Raw genomic sequence first — 21,062 nt, forward strand, 5'->3', positions numbered from 1 at the left:
AATATCAGGTTTTGGTGACGTTGAGCAATGCATCGCGCGGCGCCGCAGCCGTTGAGCTGGGACGGTTAACCAGAAAAAGCCCAGCAATTACAAGGATCGCAGCGGCCCCGAATGTCAGGCTCAAGGTGTCGTGCATGATGAAATAGCTACCCACCACGCCAAACAAAGGGGTGATGAAGGTAAAAGCCGACAATTTGCTGGCCGAATAGGTCTTGACCAGCGCGAACCAAAGCGTGAACGTGGTTCCAACCACCCAGATCGCCTGGAAGGCCATCAGGCCGAGCGACAGCGGCGACGGGGTCTGGGTGATGGTCTCCCCAAACAGCCAGGCGGCGGTGCCCAGGATCGGGATCGAGGTCGCGACCTGATAGCCGAGTGCTTTTTCCGGCGCCGCGAAGCGCAGCCGGGTGCCCTTGGCGACCAGCGTGGTCGCCGCCCAAAGCCCTGCGCCGGCCACGATCAGGAGGTCGCCGAGCAGGATGTGCGAATCCACATTGGGCTGCGGCACGCCGATCGCGAGCGCAACTCCGGCAAAGCTCACAGCCAGCCCCAGCCATTGGGTGCCGCCGAGCCGCTCGCCGAGCACCTGGTAGGACCCGAGCGCGACGAAGAACGGCGCCGTGTAGAGGAACACCACCGCGCGCGAGGCCGAGGTCAGGCGCAGGCCCTGGAAAATCAGCACGAACTCGACGCCGAACATCAGCCCGGCGACCAGGCCGGCCTTCCACGTGCCGTCGCGCTCGAAGAATTTGACGCCGCGCAAACTGCCGACGATGAACAGCACCGGCAGCGCACCCATCGAACGGATCATCGCCTGGAGCATCGCCGGCACCTCCGGCAGCACCAGCTTCACTGCGATCTGATTGAAGCCCCAGGTCAGGCACAGCATGAGCATCAGGGCGATGGCGCCGGCACTGAGGGGGCGACCGGCGGACGGTATGGCTTGTGGTTCGGACATTTCTTCCCGAATACCGGCTTGCGCCGTTGTTGCTTTATGCAGCTTTCTGACAATGGGCGCAGACGCCCGTAATCTCCACCACGGACAGTTTTGGTGCGAAGCCTGAGCTGCGCGCCGCGGCATTGAGGTCCTTGGCGAAGGACGCCGACGGGATCTCGCCGACCAGGCCGCAGCGCTCGCAGATCAGGAACGCCACCGCCGAGGTCGCGTCGTGGTCGTGGGCGGCGCAGGCGAGGTAGGCGTTGCGGCTTTCGATGCGGTGCACGAGGCCGTTGGCCATCAGGAAATCGAGCGCACGGTAGACCGTGATCGGCGCCGGCCGCGGCATCGACTTTGCCAATTCGTCGATGATCTCATAGGCGCCGAGCGGCCGGTGGCTGGAGAGCAGCGCCCCCAGCACCTGGCGGCGGATCGGCGTGAATTTCTGCGCGCGAGCCTCGCAAACCGTCTCGGCGTGCGCCAGCGCGTCCGCGGTGCAGCGGCCGTGATCGTGGTCGGGCGTCGGAAATGCCGGCTTTGCGAGGGTCATGTGGCCTGCCTTCTAGCATTTCGGCCGTGGAACCCAAAGCGCGACCGGGAATGCGCCTGCCAGCCATGCTCTTGCTGCGGGACAGCGTCCCGCTAATCCGCCACGAAATAATCATAAGCTTGCTTATTATAGTCAAGCTCATTGGAGATAACCTTATGACCCGCGGGTCCGTCGACCAGAACTTCCTGTTCACGCTCGGTGAACTCTACCGCCTCTTGCGGGTCTATGCCGACAAGGAGGCATCGCGCTTCGGCATCACCCGCGCGCAATGGGCGGTCCTGGCCAAGGTCGAGCGCAGCGAGGGCATGAAGCAGTCGGAACTCGCCGAGTTGCTGGAGATGCAGCCGATCACGCTGACGCGCCTGATCGACAAGCTCTGCGACAGCGACTGGATCGAGCGCCGCAGCGACGCCTCGGACCGCCGCGTCAAGCGCCTCTATCTCAAGAAGGCCGGCCGTGCGCTGCTCGGCAAGATGAGCGGCCTGAAATCGGAACTCACGGCGAACGCACTCGACGGCATCAGCCCGGCGGACGCCCACCGTCTCCTCACCCAACTCGAATCCATCAAGGAAAACGTGCGTAACGCGATCCAGACATCCGGCGCGGAACAAGCGCGTAAGGAGCAGCGCTATGGCTGATCAGGTCCTCAAGTTCCAGCCCGAGCAGAAGAGCGACAGCGGCAAGCCCACCAAGAAAGCCGGCACCGATCCGCGCCGCCGCCTGGTGGCGGGCCTGCGCCGCTATCGCCGCTTCCTGCTCCTGGTCGTGCTGCCGCTCGTCGTCGCCGTCGGCGGCCTCACCTTCTATCTGAACGGCGGCCGCTACGTCGGCACTGACGATGCCTATGTCGGCGCGCAGAAGGTCCTGGTGACGCCCGACATCTCCGGCAAGATCCAGAAGGTCGTCGTGAGGGAAGGCCAGATCGTCAAGCAAGGCGACGAGCTGTTCGAGATCGATCCCGTGCCGTTCCGCCTCGCGGTGGACGAGGCCAGGGCGCAGCTGATGCAGGCGCAGTCGACCTATGACAACCTCCGCGCCAACATCAAGATCTACGGCGACATGCTTAACCTTGCGCAACAGGGCGTCGACCTGAAGCAGCGCGACGTCGAGCGCAAGCAGGCGCTGGTGAAGAACAGCTACGGCTCGCAACTCGACCTCGACAACTCCGCGAACGCGCTGGTCACATCAGGTTCGATCGCGCAATACGTCAAGCAGCAGATCTCGGCGGCCAAGACGCAGCTGCTCGGCGACACCGACCTGCCGCTGGAGAAATTCCCGCCTTACGCGCAGGCCAAGTCCAAGCTCGACAATGCCGAGCGCAATCTCGACCACGCCGTGGTGCGGGCATCGATGGGCGGCGTTGCGACGCAGGTCGAGCAGATTCAGCTCGGCCGCTACGTCACCGCCGGCACGCCGGTGTTCTCCATCATCGACGTCGCCCACCCCTGGGTCGACGCCAATCCGAAGGAGAGCGACCTCACCCACGTCACCGAGGGACAGCCTGTGACCCTCGAGGTCGACGCGTTCCCGAACCACGTCTTCAAGGGCAAGATCGGTTCGCTCTCGCCCGGCACCGGCGCGCAATTCGCGATCCTACCGCCGCAGAACGCCACCGGCAATTTCGTCAAGGTGGTACAGCGCGTGCCGATCCGGATCTATTTCGACGAGACCGACAAATACGTGCGGAAGCTGAAGGCCGGCATGAGCGTCTACGCCACCATCGACACCGGCCACAAGCGCTCGCTCGCCGGCCTGTTCGGATTGTCGGCGACGGCGAACCAGGACAAAGACCAGGACAAGGACTGATCCGATGTCCGGCCCCAATGCCAGCCTGATGGTCCCCGGCCTGCGCAGGAACATGGTGACGATCTGCGCCATGACCGCGACCATCATGCAGGCGCTGGACACCACCATCGCCAACGTCGCCTTGCCCTACATGCAGGGCTCACTGTCGGCCTCGCAGGACCAGATCAACTGGGTCTTGACGTCCTACATCGTCGCCGCCGCGATCATGACGGCGCCGGTCGGCTGGATCGCCAACCGCTTCGGCCGCAAGCGCATCTTCATCATCTGCGCCGCCGGCTTCACCTTCGCATCCGTGCTGTGCGGCTTGGCGCAGGACATCAACCAGATGGTGCTGTTCCGTCTGCTGCAAGGCGTGTTCGGCGCGGCCCTGGTGCCGCTGTCGCAATCAGTCATGCTCGATTATTACACGCTCCAGGAACGCGCCAAGGCGATGTCGATCTGGGGCATGGGCGTGATGATGGGCCCGATCATGGGCCCCTCGCTCGGCGCCTGGCTGACCGAGACCTATTCCTGGCACTGGGTGTTCTTCGTCAACCTGCCGTTCGGCGCCATCACCGTGCTCGGCCTGATCGTCTTCATGGACGAGACCCGGAAGGATATCAGCCTCAAATTCGACTGGTTCGGTTTCGCCGCGCTGGCGGTCGCGATCGGCTCGCTTCAACTCGCGCTGGACAGGGGCGAGCAATTGGGCTGGCTCGAATCCAATGAGATCATCGCAGAGTTCATCGTCTCGGCCGTCGCCTTCTACTTCTTCCTCGCGCACTCCTTCACGACGTCGTCGCCGTTCATCCGCTTCGCGCTGTTCAAGGATCGCAACTTCGTCACCGGCTGCATGTTCATGGTCGTGATGGGGCTCGTGCTGTTCTCGACCATGGCGCTGGCCTCGCCCTACATGCAGAACGTGATCGGCTATCCCATCATCACCGCCGGCCTGCTGCTGGCGAGCCGCGGCTTCGGCACCTTCTTCGCCATGATGCTGGTTGGCCGCATGATGCGTTATTTCGAGGCACGCACACTGATCATCACCGGCCTGACGCTGACCGCGGGCTCGCTGTTCCAGATGACCGGGTGGACCGACCTGACCCAGGTGCCGGAGATCGTCACCGTCAGTGTCATCCAGGGCTTTGGCTTCGGCCTCGTCTTCGTGCCGCTCTCGACGGTGGCATTCCTGACCCTGTCGAACGAGCTGCGTACTGACGGCACCGCGATGCTGACCCTGATGCGCAACGTCGCGAGCTCGGTCGGCATCTCCGTCGTCATCGCCGAACTGACGCAGGGAACGCGGAGGACCTACGCGATCCTGTCCGAGTACATCAACCCGTTCAACCACGCGCTCCAGATGCCCAGCGTCAGCGGCATGATCAATCTCTCCACCGACGCCGGCCGCGCCATGGCCGACAGGATGGTCAGCGTGCAGGCGCAGATCATCGCCTTCGCACACGACTATATGCTGGTGATGATCTTCATCCTCTGCACCATCCCGCTCGCCTTGCTGATCGGCTCGACCAAGGCCACGCTGCGCAAGCAGGCCGCGGGGCCGGAACATGCGGTGATGGAGTAGCCACTGGCGTCATGCCCCGCGAAGGCGGGGCATCCAGTACGCCGCGGCTTCTCCGAAGCCCACAAACGTCTCTGGAATACTGGGTCGCCCGGTCAAGCCGGGCGACGACAGCGAGCAGGCGGCACGAGTTACTACAGTAACTCCTCGCAGCCCAAATCCTCGACCGCCATCATCACCCGCTCCAGATTGTTCCACCAGATCACCGGCGGGATGTTGATGCTCCACTGCCAGACCGGCTTGGTGATGTGCCAGAGCACGGACCAACGGTAGTCGCGATCGAGCGCACCTCGCGTGTAGCCCGTGATGCCGCTTTCGATCAGCGTGTCATGATAGAAATTGAGCAGCGAGCGTTCGAGCGCCTGCCGTCGCTCCGGGTACCATTGCATCGCCATCATGTAGGCGAGATCGTTGGTCGGGACGTCGATGCCCCACAGGTCGAAGTCGAAGATGCGCGCGGTATCGGCGACACCGGTGCGGGGCAGCAGGAAATTCCAGCTATGGGCATCACCATGGGTGATGCTGAGATGACGGCGCGAATGATAGCGCTCGGATAGCCGGGCCGACTGATCGATGAGGCGACGGTAGATGAGGCGTCGCTCCTCGCTGAGGCGGTCACCGAGCAAATCGGCAAAGCGGTCGTAATGACCTGCAAACGCCTCCATGTGCTGCGTGCTGTCTTCGGTGCTCGCCCAGCTGCCGACGGTCTCGCCGAGATCGGGATGGTCCCACCAGGCCGCATGCCAGCGCGCCAGCGTCGTGACGATCGCGATCGCCTGCTCGCGTGACGGCGGCAGCGGCCATTGCGTTGCGACCTCGTGGCTGTCGGTGAGATCCTCGAGCAGCAGGTGCCAGGCGAGGCTTTCTTCGTCGAAATGCGCGTCGAAGCAGCGCGGCACCAATCCCAGCGGCATCTTCGGCGCAGGCTGCGTGTAGTACGCCACCTCGTGCCGGCCGGCATTGGCGAGCGTCTGCGCAAACGCGGAATTGGCGGTCTTCAGGATCAGTGATTGCGGCGCACCGGCGGATTCCCCGACATAGCGCAGGCCGAGGCGGACGATGTGTGACACGACGGTGTCACGCTGATGCAGCACCTTCACCTCGCGCACCGCGCCAGCGTCCAGCACGCCACCCCTGCGCAGCGCAGCCGTCAGTTGGGCGGGCTCAACGACCGCCGGCAGTTGTGGAGGTGTCATGACCACGATGCCCCTGTCCCGCGCCATACTGCGCGATCACGACCCCACACACCAGTTGCAGACCCGGCGCCCGGCTCAAGCCGCGGCGGTCGAGTCGCGCACGGTCCGGACGACGACCGACCGCAGCGATTCCAGATTGGCCGCCATGCCCGCAATCGCCTGCCTCACCTCCGTGGCGCGCTCGTCCACCGAGGCGGCGTCGCGGCTGACATTGGCGATCTTGGCCGAGACCTCCTTCGCAGCGGATGCCGATTCGGAAATCGACCGCGCGATCTCCCGCGTTGCGGAGTCCTGCTCCTCCATCGCCGCCGCGACCGAGGTCGCCACGCCGTCGATCTCGACGATGTGGCCTCCCATCGTCTCGACCGCATCGACCGCGGCCTGGGTCGAGGCCTGCACCTCGGCGATCAGGCGCCCGATCTCTTCGGTGGATTTGGCGGTCTGGTCGGACAGCGATTTCACTTCGGCCGCAACCACCGCAAAGCCGCGGCCGGCCTCGCCGGCCCGCGCGGCCTCGATCGTGGCATTGAGCGCCAGGAGGTTGGTCTGGCCGGCGATGCCGCCAATGAGGTCGGAGACCTCCGCAATCTTCTTCACCGCGCCCGCCAGCGCCTGGATGGTCGAACGCGCCTGCTCGCGGCCCGCGACCGCCGATTTCGTGACCGTGCTGGTCCGCGCCACCTGCGTTGCGATGTCCCGGATCGAGGCGCTCAGTTCTTCGGCCGCGGCCGAGACCGTCTGCGAGCTGCCCAGCGCCTGGGTGGACGCCGAGGCCACCGCCTGCGACTCCGCAGACAGCGACCGGGCGATCTCGGACAGGCTGGAGGCGGCCCGTTCGACACCCTGGCTCGCCACGCTCGCGGAATCGACCGAGCGGCCGGTCTCGCGCTCGACGGTCTCGGCCATCTGGTGCAGGGCACCGCGCTTGGCCGTCGCGGCCTCCTGCTCCTTCCGCAACTGCTCCTCGCGCAGGCGCGAATTCTCGATCGCCCCCTGCTTGAACACCTGGAGCGCACCCGCCATCGAGCCGACCTCGTCCTGGCGGTGCGCGAAGGGGATGTCGGCGGCGAGATCGCCGGTCGCGAGCTTCTGCATCGTGTCCGTCATGCGCACGATCGGGCGTACCACGCCAAGCGCGACGCCGAGCAGGCCTGCGGCAATGAAGGCCAGGACGGCTGCGGAGACGCCGAGGAGAATGTAGAGGATCGAGCTGTCGCGCTCGGCGGCCAGCTTCTCCATGTCGGCATTCTGCTTGTTGGCGCTCTCGACGATGCTGTCGATGACGGCGCGGTGCGCGGTGTAGGCGTCCTTGAGCTGCGCATAGGCGCGTTCGGCGCCGGCCACGTCCTTGGCTTTGAGGGCTGGCAGGAGCTGGTCGGACAGAAGCTTCCAGAACTTCTGCACCTCGGCGTCGGATTTCGACACCAACGCCGTCTTCAGATCGGTGGAGAGGTTGGAGGTGGTCCAGAATGCCTTGCGCTCATCGTAATCCTTGCGGAGCTGGACCAGGCGTTCGCCATGGGCCGACAGCTGGTCCGGCTCACGCATGGCGAGCGTGGCCTCGAGATAGGCTTCGATCACATATTCGGGCGGCGGCAGGATGTCCGCGATGAGGTCGTTGCCGAGCTTGATGTCGGAGTAAAGCGGACCGCCGACCTTGAGCTCGCGCAGGGCGTAAAGGCTGGTCGAGACGACGGCAGTAAAGCCGATGGCGAGCACGATCCCGAATGCAATGACTGCAGAAGAAAGCGAGAGACGAATTTTCATGAAACAATCCAATGGCGCAGGTCGAAATCCGAACGGACCCTAAACAACTGCGGTAAACACGGGATTGCTTCGCGCGGAAATTGTATCCCGCGGGCACCGGAAAATTACGAAAAGAGGACGTCAGTCGGTCGTTTTTGCGTCAGCGAGACCGACTCGGGGCACGAACAGAAACGTCTCAGGCCCGATGAAACGCAGCAACCAGCTCAGTTGCGCTGGATGAGAAACGCGTGGCGGCTGTCGATATCGCCGCCACGCGTTGCTGCCTCACATGTCGAAGAACACCGTCTCGTCGTCGCCCTGAAGCCGCAGGTCGAGCCGATAGACCGCCTTCCCCGCCTCGCGCGTCGCGATCAGCGTCGCGCGGCGATCGGCCGGCACCAGTCCCAGCACGGGATCGGCGACATTGCCGGCCTCGTCGCTGAAATAGATACGGGTGTAGAGATGCCGCAGCATGCCGCGACCGAACACCGCAAGGACGATGTGCGGCGCCTGTGGCTTTCCGTCGGGATCGGGCACCGCGCCCGGCTTGACGGTGTCGAAGGAATAATTGCCGTCCTTGTCGGTGCCGCAGCGGGCAAAGCCGCGGAAGCTGGCATTGGGCAGCGCGCGCTTGTCCTGGGGGTCGGCGAAGCGGCCCTTCGCATCCGCCTGCCAGATCTCCAGCATGACGTCGGGCACGACGACGCCGTCGCCGTCGAACACGCGGCCTTCGATGCGGACGCGGTCGCCGGTGACGTCGGGCGTCAGCGTCGAGTTGGTGAACGCGTCGTTCCAGGCGTATTCGCCGGTCGGTGTCAGGCCGTATTTGAAGAACGGACCGACGGTCTGCGATGGGGTAATACCGTTGTCCTGCACTTAAGTGTTCTCCATTGGCGTGGCGTTCTTGCCGCGCAGCACGATGTCAAAGCGGTAGCACAGCGCCCATTCGGGCTGCGTGTTCTCGAGGTCGAAAGACGACACCATCCGCGCCCGCGCCTTCTCGTCCGGCACCGAATTGAAGATCGGGTCGAACGGGAACAGCGGGTCAGCAGGGAAATACATCTGCGTCACGAGGCGCGTTACGAAGGAATGGCCGAACACCGACAGATGGATATGCGCGGGACGCCAGGCGTTGTGGTGATTGCCCCAGGGATAGGCGCCAGGCTTGATGGTGACGAAACGGTAGTAGCCGGCGGCATCGCTCACGGTGCGGCCCGCGCCGGTGAAGTTCGGATCGAGCGGCGCCGGATGCTGGTCGCGGACATGGACGTAGCGGCCGCAGGAATTGGCCTGCCAGATCTCGACCAGCGAGTTCGGCACGCCGCGGCCGTCCTCGTCGCGCACATGGCCGTGCACGATGATGCGCTCGCCGATCGGCTCGCCGGTATGCTGGGTGGTGAGATCGGCATCGCCCTCGCGCACGGTCTCGTGGCCGTAGACCGGGCCGGTCAATTCCGACAGCGTGTGGCGCATCGGGATCAAGGGCTTGTTCGGCGCGCGCTTGATCGAGCTCTTGTATTCGGGCGACAGCGGCAGCGGATGCGCCTTGTTGCTGTCGACGGGATAGATGAATGTCATTGGCGAACTCCTCCCCGGCCATTTTGCTCCAGCCGGTCAACGCTCCCCCCGATCATTATAGAACATAACTAATCTAGGGAAGCGGGTTTGGCGGGCGTCCTGCGCCCGGCAGGGCCACGCTATTTGATCGGCGGACGCGGTAACACGGCCTCACCGGCCTCCAGCCGGTAGGTGTGGTCGAGCGAATACCAGGGGGTCGGGACGTCTCGTGCGGTCGGATGCGGCGTGTCGTGGCGCTGGAACTTGCCGATCAGTGCCTGCGTCACCCCGAACTGCACGTCGCTGTCGATATGGGGGTCGGCGGGGTCGTAGACCTGCGAGATCAGCACCTTGAATCCGGGCTTGAAGATCAGCGCGTGCAGATGCGCGGGACGATAGGGATGCCGGCTCTGCGCCTCCAGGAGGCGGCCGACCACGCCGTCGGTCGGGATGGGGTAGCCGACCATCATCACCGAGCGGAAGGCGAAGCGTCCGTCCTGGTCGGTCGTGAACTTGCCGCGCAGGTTCATGTCGGCCTGATCGGGGTCCTGGTTCTCGTAGAGACCGACCGGCGAGGCGTGCCAGACATCGACCTCCGCACCCGTGACGGGACGGCCGTCCCTGTCGACGACGCGGCCGCTGACGAACAGCGGCGCGCCGGGCGTTTCCGAGCGGACGATCGAGCCGCCATTCTCGACCCGCGGCGAGTTCAACCGCCAGAACGGGCCGAGCAGCGACTGATCGGTTTCGGTATTGCCCTGATCGCCGTTGTTGAGCAGGCACACCAGCGGCGAGACGCCGAGCGAGCCCGCCATCAGCACGACTTCGTTGTGCGTGTCGGTGGTCAGCTTGCCGAGTTCGGCGATAACAGCGGTGGCGTCGCGGAATTCCTTCTCGGTCAGGCGCACGTCGCGGACGAAGCCGTGAAGATGCTTGACCAGCGAGACCATGATCTGCCGCATCCGCGGGTCGGACGTCCGCTCCATAACCGCCAGTGCGGCGGCCGTGACATCCTGCTCGCGCTCGATGATCATGACACGGCCCTCGAAAGGCCCTCTCCCCGTTTGCGGGGAGAGGGAGAAGAGAAAGCTTAATTCAGCTTCTCGATCGCAACGGCAACGCCCTGGCCGACGCCGACGCACATGGTGGCCAGCGCCAGCTTGCCGCCGCGCTTTTCCATGCCGTGGACGGCGGTGAGCGCGAGGCGCGCGCCGCTCATGCCGAGGGGATGGCCGAGCGCGATGGCGCCGCCATGCGGATTGACGAAATCGGCGTCGTCAGCGACGCCGAGCTGGCGCATGCAGGCGATGCCTTGCGAGGCGAAGGCCTCGTTGAGCTCGATCAGGTCGAAATCGCTGATCTTCTTGCCGAGGCGTTCCATCAGCTTGCGGGTCGCCGGCACCGGGCCGATGCCCATGATGCGCGGCGGCACGCCGGCCGAGGCGAGGCCGAGGATGCGTGCGCGCGGGGTGAGGCCATGCTTCTTCACGGCGGCTTCAGAAGCCAGGATCATCGCGGCCGCGCCGTCATTGACGCCGGAGGCGTTGCCGGCGGTCACGGTGCCGGGATTGCGCACGATCGGCTTCAGTTTTGCCAGGCCTTCCAGCGTCGTCTCCGGGCGCGGATGCTCGTCCTTGTCCACGGTGATCGGGCCGGCCTTGCCGCCGGGAACGGTGATCGGCGTGATCTCCTCGGCGAAATAACCCGCCGCGATCGCCGCGCCCGCGCGCTGCTGCGAACGGATCGCGAAGGCGTCCTGGTCGGCGCGCGAGACCTGGAATTCCTCGGCGACGTTCTCGCCGGTCTCCGGCATGGCGTCGACGCCATACTGCGCCTTCAACAGCGGATTGATGAAACGCCAGCCGATGGTGGTGTCAAAAATCTCGGCGGAGCGCGAGAAGGCTTCCTGCGCCTTGCCCATCACGAAGGGCGCGCGGGTCATGGATTCGACGCCGCCGGCGATCGCAAGCTCGATCTCGCCGGAACGGATGGCGCGGCCAGCCGCACCGACCGCGTCGAGGCCGGAGGCGCAGAGCCGGTTCAGGGTCTGCCCGGGAACCGAATCCGGCAGGCCCGCAAGCAGCAGCGCCATGCGCGCGACGTTGCGGTTGTCCTCGCCGGCCTGGTTGGCGCAGCCGAAGAAGACTTCGTCGACCTGTGCCCAGTCGAGATTGGGATGCTTGGCCATCAGCGCCTTGATCGGGGCCGCCGCGAGGTCGTCGGCGCGCACCTTGGCGAGCGAGCCGCCGAAACGGCCGATCGGGGTCCGCACGGCATCGCAGATAAAGACGTCACGCATCGTTGTTCTCCCTGAATGCCGCGGTCCGGCCCAAATTCTTCAATGTCCGCGGAGTTTTAGGAGGGCGCCCGCGGCAGGTCAATTGACGGTTTCTTGCTTGTTCCGAGGGGGGCGCACGCTGCCAATGCATGCCGTGGTGCGGACAACGTGGAAAACCTCCGCTCGCCGGCCAAACCGGTAGGAGCAGGAGGCGAAATTTTGTAGGTTGCGCCGCCCATGACAATGCAACAGCCGATACCTGTGCCGCCCCCTGACGAAGCGCCCACGCTGCCGGCGGAAGCCATCGCGCGCGTCACGCCGATGATGGAACAGTACCTTGAAATCAAGGCGGCGCATCAGGGCCTGCTGCTGTTCTACCGGATGGGCGACTTCTACGAGCTGTTCTTCGAGGACGCCGAGATCGCCTCGAAGACGCTCGGCATCGTCTTGACCAAGCGCGGCAAGCATCAGGGCGCCGACATCCCGATGTGCGGCGTGCCGGTCGAGCGTTCCGAGGATTATCTGCATCGCCTGATCAGCGCCGGCCACCGGGTCGCCGTGTGCGAGCAGACCGAGGATCCCGCCGCCGCCAAAGCGCGCGGCAACAAGAGCGTGGTACGCCGTGGCGTGGTGCGGCTGGTCACGCCGGGCACGCTGACCGAGGACACGCTGTTAGACGCGCGCGCCAACAATTATCTGCTGGCGATCGCGCGCGCCCGCGCCTCCGGTGGCGGCGACCGTTTTGGCCTCGCCTGGATCGACATCTCGACCGCCGAATTCACGGTGATGGAATGCTCTAGCGGCGAGCTCGCCGCAACGCTGGCGCGCATCAATCCGAACGAGGCGATCGTCACCGACGCACTCTACAATGACAGCGAGCTCGGACAGACCTTGCGCGAGCTGCCGGCGGTGACGCCGCTGACCCGCGACGTCTTCGATGGCGCCACCGCGGAAAAACGCCTGTGTGATTATTTCGCCGTCGCGACCATGGACGGGCTGGCGCAACTGACGCGGCTCGAAGCGACCGCCGCAGCCGCCGCCGTCACCTATGTCGACCGCACCCAGGTCGGCAAGCATCCGCCGTTGTCGCCACCCGCGCGCGAGGCCTCGGGCGCGACCATGGCGATCGATCCGGCCACCCGCGCCAATCTCGAACTGACGCGAACGCTCGCGGGCGAACGCCGCGGCTCGCTGCTCGACGCCATCGACCGCACCGTGACCTCGGCCGGCTCGCGCCTGCTGGCGCAGCGGCTGGCCGCGCCACTGACGGACGCGCCCGCAATCGCGCGGCGGCTCGATGCCGTCAGCGCCTTCGTTGCGGACTCCGCTGCGCGTGAAGACATCCGCAGCATCCTGCGCGGCGCGCCCGACATGTCGCGGGCGCTGGCCCGCCTTTCGGTCGGCCGCGGCGGACCGCGCGACCTCTCCGGCCTGCGCGACGGCATCATCGCCGCCGACCAGGTGCTGGCGCGGCTTTCCGAGCTCGACCAGCCGCCGCAGGAGATCGCGGTGGTGATGGCGGCCCTGCAGCGTCCGTCGCGCGAGCTCGCATCCGAATTTGCCAGCGCCCTTGATGAGCAGCTGCCGCTGATCAAGCGCGACGGCGGCTTCGTGCGTCAGGGCTACGAGCCCGCGCTCGACGAAACGCGAAACCTGCGCGACGCTTCGCGTCTTGTGGTCGCCTCGATGCAGGCGCGCTACGCCGATCATACCGGTGTGAAGGGCCTCAAGATCCGGCACAACAACGTGCTCGGCTATTTCGTCGAGGTCACCGCGCAACACGGCGACAAGCTGATGTCGGCGCCGCTGAATGCGACCTTCATCCATCGCCAGACGCTGGCGGGCCAGGTGCGCTTCACCACCTCGGAGCTCGGCGAGATCGAGGCCAAGATCGCCAATGCCGGCGACCGCGCGCTCGGGCTCGAGCTCGAGATCTTCGAGCGGCTGTCCGCGAAGGCGCTCGATATCAGCGACGATCTGCGCGCCGCTGCCCATGCCTTTGCGCTGCTCGACGTCGCGACCTCGCTGGCCAAGCTCGCGGTCGACGACAATTATGTGCGGCCCGAGGTCGATGGCTCCCTCGGCTTCGCGATCGAAGCTGGCCGCCATCCCGTCGTGGAACAGGCCTTGAAGCGCAATGGCGAGCCATTCATTGCCAATGCCTGCGATCTCTCGCCAACACCGGCGCAAAAATCCGGCCAGCTGTGGCTGCTGACCGGTCCCAACATGGCCGGTAAATCGACCTTCCTGCGCCAGAACGCATTGATCGCGCTGCTGGCGCAGATCGGCAGCTTCGTGCCGGCGACGCGCGCGCGGATCGGCATCATCGACCGCCTGTTCTCGCGCGTCGGCGCCGCCGACGACCTCGCCCGCGGCCGCTCCACCTTCATGGTGGAGATGGTCGAGACCGCAGCGATCCTGAACCAGGCCGGCGAGCGCGCGCTCGTGATCCTCGACGAGATCGGCCGCGGCACCGCGACGTTCGACGGCCTCTCCATCGCCTGGGCCGCGATCGAGCATCTGCACGAGAGCAACCGCTGCCGCACGCTGTTCGCCACGCATTATCACGAGCTGACCGCGCTCTCGGCAAAACTGCCGCGGATGTTCAACGCGACGGTGCGGGTGAAGGAATGGCAGGGCAATGTCGTGTTCCTGCACGAGGTGCTGCCGGGCTCGGCCGACCGCTCCTACGGCATCCAGGTCGCCAAGCTCGCCGGCCTGCCGCCGGCCGTGATCACGCGCGCCAAATCGGTGCTGGCGAAGTTGGAAGCCCAGGACCGCGGTCAAACCGCCCGGGCGCTGGCCGACGATCTGCCGCTGTTCGCGGTGCCCTCGCGCGCCGCCGCCGAAGCCGCGCCGCCGAGCGAGGCGGAGCTATTGATGGACGCGGTGAAGGCGCTGCATCCGGACGAGATGTCCCCGCGCGAGGCGCTGGATGCGCTGTATGCGTTGAAGGCCAAGCTGCCGAAGCAGTGACGATGCCGTAGAGTGGGCAAAGCGCAGCGTGCCCACCATTCAACGACCAATTCGCGGGAAGATGGTGGGCACGGCGCGCGAAGAGCGCGCCGTTGCCCACCCTACGACTTCTGCGCGCTTGGCTACGCCCTTGCCGCCATCGCAGCAGCTTCCGCGGCGGCGCGCTGCATGCTCGTCGACATCTCGTTCGTGACCGTGCTCTGCTCCTCGACGGCAGCGGCTGTCGAAGTGACGTATTCGCTGACGTTGTTGATGGCCTGCTTGATCGAGCCGAGCGCACTGACGACGTCGCCGGAGATGCCGTTGAGGCTGCCGATCTCCTGGCCGATCTTGTCGGTCGCCTGTCTCGCCTGATTGGCGAGGCTCTTCACCTCGGAAGCGACCACCGCGAAGCCGCGGCCAGCCTCGCCGGCGCGCGCCGATTCGATCGTGGCGTTGAGCGCGAGCAGGTTGATCTGACTGGTAATGCTGTTGATCATCTCGATGATGCCGCTCATCGCCTTCGCTGCCTCGGTCAGCCGCTGCGCCTGCGCGTCGGCAGAGGCAACCTGCTCCACCGCGCTCATCGCGGTCTCGCGGGACTTGGTCATCGCTTCGGAGATCTCGCGCACCGACGCGTTCAGCTCCTCCGAGCCTGCGGCGACCGATTCCATCATGCCGCGGACGCGCTCATTGCCCATGCGGACCAGCACCTGCCGCGTGGTGTCAGTGGCGTATTTCACGACCTTGAACGGCTTGCCGTTGAGATCGAGGATCGGGTTGTAGGAGGCCTGGATGTAGACCTCCTTGCCGCCCTTGCCGATGCGCTTGTATTCAGCCGCCTGGTACTGGCCGCGATTGAGCGTGGCCCAGAACTCGCGATAGGCAGCGCCGTCGCGCTCCAATGGCTCGACGAACATGCTGTGATGCTTGCCCTTGATCTCGGCCAGCGAATAGCCGAGCGTGCCGAGAAAATTGGCATTGGCGGTGATGATCGTGCCGTCCATGTTGAATTCGATCACGGCCTGCGCCTTGTCGATCGCCGAGATCTGACCAGCGAGGTCGGCGTTCTTCAGCTTCTCCGCGGTGACGTCGGTCGCAAATTTGGCAACGCCGAACGGCTTGCCGTTCTCGTCGAGCAGCGGGTTATAAGAGGCGAGGATCCAGACCTCGCGGCCGCCCTTGCCGATGCGTTTGTATTCGCCCGCCTGGAATTCACCGCGGTTGAGCCTGGCCCAGAATTCGCGATAGGCCGCGCTGTCGCGCTCAGCGGGGCCTACGAACAGGCTGTGATGCTTGCCCTCGATCTCGGCCAGCGAATAGCCGAGCGCCTGGCAGAAATTCTGGTTCGCAGTCACGATAGTGCCGTCGAGCTTGAACTCGATGACGGCCTGGGCGCGGCCGATGGCGGACACCTTGGAGGCTTCCGTCATGGCATTGATCTTCTTCGCGGTGATATCGGTCGCGATCTTCACGACCTTGATCGGCTTGCCGTCGCCGTCAAGCACGGGATTATACGACGCCTCGATCCAAATCTCGCGACCACCCTTTGCAATCCGCTTGAACTCCGCGGCCTGGAACTCGCCGCTCTTCAACGCGGACCAGAACGCCTTGTACGCCGCGCCGCCTCGCTGATCGGCGGGCACGAACATGGAGTGATGCTTTCCCTTGATCTCCCCCAGCCCATAGCCCAGGGCCTTCAGGAAATTCTCGTTCGCGGTGAGGATGGTGCCATCCAGTGCAAATTCGATCGTCGCCTGCGAACGGCCGATGGCGTCGAGCTGTGCCTGGGCATTTCCATGGGGATTACGACCAAACATCAAAACATCTCCAGAATGGATCGCATGGTGCCGCAGCGCAACGCGCCTCAAAGACAGGCGAGCGGACGCCCTCGGACAGACCGAGCGTTGGAATATGACTAGCTGTGAACTATGTGGGTCCGTTCACGCGTACAGAGGACCCGCCTTGATGCCCATGTCCGCCCAAACGCGGAAACGACAACCGACGAGTAGCTTTACGGGGAATGCACCAAATTTAGATTAATGCACCTATCGGAATCGGGCAGCCCATCTCCGAAGAAATACGGAGTGATGGAACCGAAAATGGCCGGCGGAAGAAACGGCCGAAACGCGAATTAGCAACGATCAAATCGATACTTAGCGACGTCGCGACATGAACGGATTGCGGCCCCGCGCGCACTTTTCCGCGCGACTACCGTCCAGGATGCTGCCCCATTAACGCAACGCCTTCCGGCGGCCGTCAGCGGCTCGCCCTGGCAAACGGCTCGATCAGCTTCAAGGTGGCGGCGAGGCGGATGCTGCGCTTGCCGGCGAGCGCGATCGCTTCCATGTCGGCGCCCTTGTCATCGCAGTGGCCGGAGAAGCCGATGCCCACCTCATAGCCACCGAACAAGGGATGCTCGCTCTTCGCCGGCGTGTGTTCCTGATTGACGAATTCGCCTTTCCAGCGACCGTTCGCCGAAGAATAGGCGCCAAGATAATAGAAGAAGGCATCGCCGCCGAGGATGCGGCCGTCGCGCAGCAACATCACGCCGGTATGGCCACCGGTAATTCCATCCAGCATCCGGATGTCGATCGAATAGAGTCCGCTGACGATGCCGCCCTCGCCGACCGCACCGGGCGGGGGAACGTCCTCGTCGCCGAGCGGCGTCATCACGGCGCGAAACACCGAGGCGTCCTCGACCACTTCTCCCTCGAAGCGGTAGAGCTTGCCCTGCGGTCGACCGCGAATGCTGATTGTGACGGCGTCGGAACTGACCAGCGACCTGTGCTGCGGCGACCGGCTGTGGCGCTTCGTCCGGAGCCTGGCGACGATTTCGCCGTCCACAATCTCGTAGGTGCCGAAGTGGGCGAAGGCCGTGTTGCCGCCAAGCATTTTCCCGGCATGGGCGTACAGCACGCTGCGGCCGGAGCCGTCGTTGATATCGTATTCGACCTTGTACAATCCCTCCACCGCACGCCCCGATCTTGCTCTGTTGCCAGTTTAGCGGGTCTGCCAGCCCGGGTAACTAACTATCCTGACGCAGGGTTGAGGTCCCAAGCGTAGCGTATCTCGCCTTACGAAGCGCGGCGCGGCTGATGCATCGGCCTCTTCCGTCGTCCCATCCACCACAGCGTCAGGTTCCAGCCGATGCAGGTGGCGAGTGCGCAACTCAAGCCGATCGGCGAGCCGAACTGCGTGACGGCGACGTGCAGCACCGCAATTGCCAGACCGAAGCCGAGCAGGCCCCAGGCGGAGTTGGCGAGCACGGCAGCGGTCGGCGGGCCGCCGATGCGCGGATGCAGGATCACCATCATGCTGGTGAACACGATCGGGTAGAGTGCGATGACGCCGCTCACCCGCGGGCCGACCCATCCCGAGGTCGAGACCACGATCGCAACCAGCGTCGCGACCAGCGAGGCGCGGAATGGAATGTCGTACCAGCGACGCGTCACCAGCGGCATCTTCACATGGCGGTATCGTGCGAGCAGCGGAATGCAGATGCCGAAGGCGACCAGGTTGACGGCGAGCCCGGCGGTCAACGTCCAGTCGAACAGGCGGATGATGGAGGCCAGCACGATCCACACCGCGACCGCGCTGCCCGCGCTCACCAGCAGATTGTTCCGCTGCGCCAGCACGACATAGGTGAGCCCAAGGACGATCGTCGCCGCGTTGACCGGAAGGCTCGACAGCGCGCCTTGCGCGATGAAGGCGGCATCATGGTCGAGCGCGAGGAAGACGTAGGAAGGACCGGCCGAGATCGGCAAGGTCGCCACCAGTCCGCCGATCACCGGACCGGTGCGCTCGGCAATGAACGACGCGGACACGACGAACGCCGCGGCGATCGCCATGCGCAGGACGAGGAGGATGATGAAGTGGAGCTCGGGGGGCATTTTTTTGCTTCTTACCCTGCCCTTGAGGGGGAGGGTCGGCTCATATGGAGCGTAGCGAAATATGAGACGGGGTCGGGTGACAGTCTCTCGACGGATACGGCGCCCGAGTGGAGAGATCACCCCACCCCGCTCGCGCTGCGCGCGATCGACCCTCCCCCTCAAGGGGAGGGTCAGGAAGTCACATCCGCTGCATCGACACCGAAACCTTCGGGCCGTTCTTGATGGTCTGGTAGACCACGCAATAGCGCTCGGTGAGTTTCAGGAGCAGATCAAGCTTGTCCTGCGGCGCGTCGGTGTCGACCTCGAAGCGCAGGCGGATCTCGGCGAAGCCGACCGGAGTCTCCTTGTCGACGCCGAGCGTGCCGCGGAAATCGAGATCGCCCTCGGCATAGACATTGCCGGTCTTGAGCGGGATCTCGATGGCGGTCGCGACCGATTTCAGCGTGACGCCGGCACAGGCAACCAGCGCTTCCAGCAGCATGTCGCCGGAGCAGAGCTCGAGGCCGGAGCCGCCGGTGGCCGGATGCAGGCCCGCCATCGCGATGGCGCGGCCGGTCTCGACCTTGCAGGCGATGCCTTCGCTGTCGGTCGAGCCCTTGGCCTTCAGCGTGATCATCGCGGTCTTGGGATCGGTCTTGTAGCGTTCCTTGATCGGGGCCTGCATCTGGCGCAGTGCTGCGGCGTCCATCTTGTTCTCTCCCGGAAAAATCGTCCCTCGATGTACCGGCTCAGAGAGAAAATGTCACCACCACATGGCCTGACCGGGACCCTGGGTTGCGTCACGGTCGGGCACGTTGCGGTCGAGCGAACGGTCGAGTGACGTCAGCACACTTCGCTTGAAATTCTCGAACAGCGGCGAATTGCGGTCGCGCGGCCGGCCCAGATTGATCTCGATCTGGTCGAACAGCCGGCCCGGCCGCGGCCGCATCACCAAAACGCGATCAGCCAGCACCACGGCCTCGTCGACGTCATGTGTGACGAGGATGAGTGTCGGCCGGGTGTCGGCCCAGAGGTCGAGCAGATGATCCTGGAGATCCCTGCGGGTGAAGGCGTCGAGCGCCGAGAACGGCTCGTCGAGCAGCAGCACTTCCGGCTGCGGCACCAGCGCACGCGCGATCGCGACGCGCTGCGCCTGCCCGCCCGAGAGCTCGCGCGGCCAGGCCTGCGCCTTATCAGTGAGCCCGACGCGGGCGAGCGCGCGCGCCACCTTCTCGCGCCGCTCGGCCGCGGGCAGGTCGGCAAGGCCGAAGCCGATATTGTCCGCGACGCTGAGCCAGGGCAGAAGCCGCGGCTCTTGGAAGATGATGCCGATTTTTGCGTGCGGCGAACTGATCGCCTCGCTGTCGAGCGTCACCATGCCTGCGCTCGCGCGATCGAGGCCGGCGATGGCACGCAGCAGCGTGGACTTGCCGCAGCCGGAGCCGCCGATGATGGCGACGATCTCGCCCTGTTTGATCTCAGCGGAGAATCGCGCCAGCGCCTGCACGCCGTTGGGATAGGTCTTGCTGACCCGGTCGAGCGCCAGCATCGCGTTACGCTCCCTTCGCGCGCCCGAAGGCGTCCTGCCAGCGCAGGAACGGCGCGGCCCCGACCTCGATCAGCCAGTCGGTGAGCTTGCCGAGAATGGCGAAGATGACGATCGCGGCCAAAATCTGCGCGGGCTTGCCGAGCTGCTGGCCGTCGAGCAGGAGATAGCCAAGGCCTTCGGAAGCGCCGATCAGCTCGGCCGCCACCACGAACATCCAGCCCAGACCAAGGCCGACACGCAAGGACACCACATAGGCCGGCAGCACCGCGGGCAGCAGGATGCGGCGGATCATGGCGAACCCGGAGAGGCGGAAGGTGCGACCGACCTCGACGATCTTGCGATCGACGGAAAGGATCGCGCCCATCACGCCGAGATAGACCGGGAAGAACACGCCGACCGCGATCAGCGCGATCTTGGAGGTCTCGAAGATGCCGAGCCAGAGAATGAACAACGGCACCCAGGCGAGTGAAGGGATCGCACGCAGCGCCTGCACGGTCGGATCGAGCAGCCGCCGCGCCAGCGACCAGTAGCCGGAGATGGCGCCGAGCACGGTGCCCGCGATCACGCCGAAAGCGAAGCCGAGGCCGACCCGCCATAGCGTCGCGGCGATGTGGCGGACCAGCTCTCCGGAGCGGGCGAGCTCGGTGATGGTCGCAAAGACGCGCGAGGGGGGCGGCACCAGACGGCCGTTGGACCAGCCGGACCACACCACCAGCTCCCAGCCGAGCGCGAGGATGAGCGGCAGCAATATTCCAAGCAACGGCCGCGCATAACGCGACAGCCGCGAGGGCGCGGCGGCGCTTTCGGCCGGTTCCGAGGTCTGTTGCAGGACTGGCGCGTCGGAGATCATGGCCGGTAGGAAGCGCGTCTGATCGGGGAATGCAAGGGCGCGCGGCAATCTCGGTTGTCGCCCCGGACAAGCGAAGCGCAGATCCGGCAACTGTTATGTCGGCTTGGCCTTCAGGTAGGGCTTCCTGTCGCGCATCATGGCGTTGAGGACCGTCAGCAGCTTCCTGGCGACGGCAATGAGGGCGAGTTTGGCTGGTTTGCCGGCCTGT

At 65.2% G+C, this 21,062-nt stretch carries 18 protein-coding genes and 1 pseudogene; 4 read left to right on the plus strand and 15 right to left on the minus strand.

The features are described 5' to 3' along the window. Positions 1 to 4: 4 nt before the first annotated feature. Both CT676_RS25420 and CT676_RS25425 read right to left on the minus strand, forming a co-directional pair. On the minus strand, positions 5 to 958 hold the full coding sequence (locus CT676_RS25420; RefSeq protein WP_135215599.1) for a DMT family transporter: 954 nt from the start codon (positions 956 to 958) through the stop codon (positions 5 to 7). Between the two features lie 34 nt (positions 959 to 992). Then, entirely contained in the window at positions 993 to 1,487 is a 495-nt protein-coding gene (locus CT676_RS25425) for a transcriptional repressor (protein WP_038943833.1), read from the minus strand. A 155-nt stretch (positions 1,488 to 1,642) separates the two neighbouring features. Between CT676_RS25425 and CT676_RS25430 the strand changes: the two genes are divergently transcribed. The 3 genes from CT676_RS25430 to CT676_RS25440 are packed head-to-tail and all read left to right on the plus strand — an operon-like array spanning position 1,643 to position 4,854. Then, complete coding sequence (locus CT676_RS25430; protein WP_014491125.1) at positions 1,643 to 2,125, plus strand: MarR family transcriptional regulator; 483 nt, start codon at positions 1,643 to 1,645, stop codon at positions 2,123 to 2,125. Then, positions 2,118 to 3,293 (plus strand): HlyD family secretion protein, encoded by a 1,176-nt coding sequence (locus tag CT676_RS25435; RefSeq protein WP_085404048.1) that lies wholly within the window; start codon positions 2,118 to 2,120, stop codon positions 3,291 to 3,293. The genes CT676_RS25430 and CT676_RS25435 overlap by 8 nt, the downstream gene beginning before the upstream one ends. Positions 3,294 to 3,297: 4 nt before the next feature. Further along, positions 3,298 to 4,854 (plus strand): MDR family MFS transporter, encoded by a 1,557-nt coding sequence (locus CT676_RS25440; protein ID WP_085404049.1) that lies wholly within the window; start codon positions 3,298 to 3,300, stop codon positions 4,852 to 4,854. A gap of 131 nt (positions 4,855 to 4,985) precedes the next feature. Here the strand turns inward: CT676_RS25440 and CT676_RS25445 are convergent, their stop codons facing one another. The 6 genes from CT676_RS25445 to pcaF form a co-directional block, all read right to left on the minus strand. Then, positions 4,986 to 6,074 carry a phosphotransferase gene (locus tag CT676_RS25445; RefSeq protein WP_085404050.1) on the minus strand — a complete coding sequence of 363 codons (1,089 nt, stop codon included), beginning with the start codon at positions 6,072 to 6,074 and terminating at the stop codon, positions 4,986 to 4,988. A 48-nt stretch (positions 6,075 to 6,122) separates the two neighbouring features. Further along, positions 6,123 to 7,814: a methyl-accepting chemotaxis protein gene (locus CT676_RS25450; protein WP_135215600.1), complete on the minus strand. Its 1,692-nt coding sequence runs from the start codon at positions 7,812 to 7,814 to the stop codon at positions 6,123 to 6,125. 264 nt (positions 7,815 to 8,078) lie between these two features. Then, positions 8,079 to 8,669, minus strand: coding sequence for a protocatechuate 3,4-dioxygenase subunit alpha (pcaG, locus tag CT676_RS25455; protein WP_085404052.1), 591 nt, complete (start codon positions 8,667 to 8,669; stop codon positions 8,079 to 8,081). Next, positions 8,670 to 9,371: a protocatechuate 3,4-dioxygenase subunit beta gene (gene pcaH, locus CT676_RS25460; protein ID WP_071909017.1), complete on the minus strand. Its 702-nt coding sequence runs from the start codon at positions 9,369 to 9,371 to the stop codon at positions 8,670 to 8,672. Between the two features lie 119 nt (positions 9,372 to 9,490). Then, positions 9,491 to 10,384, minus strand: a complete 894-nt coding sequence (locus CT676_RS25465) for a dioxygenase (RefSeq protein ID WP_085404053.1) — start codon at positions 10,382 to 10,384, stop codon at positions 9,491 to 9,493. Between the two features lie 56 nt (positions 10,385 to 10,440). Further along, positions 10,441 to 11,649 carry a 3-oxoadipyl-CoA thiolase gene (gene pcaF / locus CT676_RS25470; RefSeq protein WP_085404054.1) on the minus strand — a complete coding sequence of 403 codons (1,209 nt, stop codon included), beginning with the start codon at positions 11,647 to 11,649 and terminating at the stop codon, positions 10,441 to 10,443. Positions 11,650 to 11,865: 216 nt separating this feature from the next. Between pcaF and mutS the strand changes: the two genes are divergently transcribed. Next, positions 11,866 to 14,604, plus strand: coding sequence for a DNA mismatch repair protein MutS (mutS, locus tag CT676_RS25475; RefSeq protein ID WP_085404055.1), 2,739 nt, complete (start codon positions 11,866 to 11,868; stop codon positions 14,602 to 14,604). A 122-nt stretch (positions 14,605 to 14,726) separates the two neighbouring features. Here mutS and CT676_RS25480 read toward each other — a convergent pair whose 3' ends face one another. The 7 genes and pseudogenes from CT676_RS25480 to CT676_RS25510 form a co-directional block, all read right to left on the minus strand. Further along, complete coding sequence (locus CT676_RS25480; protein WP_135215601.1) at positions 14,727 to 16,403, minus strand: PAS domain-containing methyl-accepting chemotaxis protein; 1,677 nt, start codon at positions 16,401 to 16,403, stop codon at positions 14,727 to 14,729. A 439-nt stretch (positions 16,404 to 16,842) separates the two neighbouring features. Beyond that, on the minus strand, positions 16,843 to 17,556 hold the full coding sequence (locus CT676_RS25485; RefSeq protein ID WP_085404057.1) for a hypothetical protein: 714 nt from the start codon (positions 17,554 to 17,556) through the stop codon (positions 16,843 to 16,845). A 104-nt stretch (positions 17,557 to 17,660) separates the two neighbouring features. Then, positions 17,661 to 18,476, minus strand: coding sequence for a hypothetical protein (locus CT676_RS25490; protein WP_085404058.1), 816 nt, complete (start codon positions 18,474 to 18,476; stop codon positions 17,661 to 17,663). 178 nt (positions 18,477 to 18,654) lie between these two features. Then, positions 18,655 to 19,164 (minus strand): OsmC family protein, encoded by a 510-nt coding sequence (locus tag CT676_RS25495; protein ID WP_028149375.1) that lies wholly within the window; start codon positions 19,162 to 19,164, stop codon positions 18,655 to 18,657. A 54-nt stretch (positions 19,165 to 19,218) separates the two neighbouring features. Continuing rightward, positions 19,219 to 20,004: an ABC transporter ATP-binding protein gene (locus CT676_RS25500; protein ID WP_085404059.1), complete on the minus strand. Its 786-nt coding sequence runs from the start codon at positions 20,002 to 20,004 to the stop codon at positions 19,219 to 19,221. Between the two features lie 4 nt (positions 20,005 to 20,008). Further along, positions 20,009 to 20,854, minus strand: coding sequence for an ABC transporter permease (locus CT676_RS25505; RefSeq protein ID WP_085404060.1), 846 nt, complete (start codon positions 20,852 to 20,854; stop codon positions 20,009 to 20,011). A gap of 93 nt (positions 20,855 to 20,947) precedes the next feature. Then, positions 20,948 to 21,062, minus strand: a pseudogene (locus CT676_RS25510) (IS110 family transposase); the annotation flags it as partial.

Origin of the sequence: Bradyrhizobium sp. MOS001 (assembly GCF_004634465.1) — a bacterium.
Lineage (GTDB): Bacteria > Pseudomonadota > Alphaproteobacteria > Rhizobiales > Xanthobacteraceae > Bradyrhizobium > Bradyrhizobium barranii.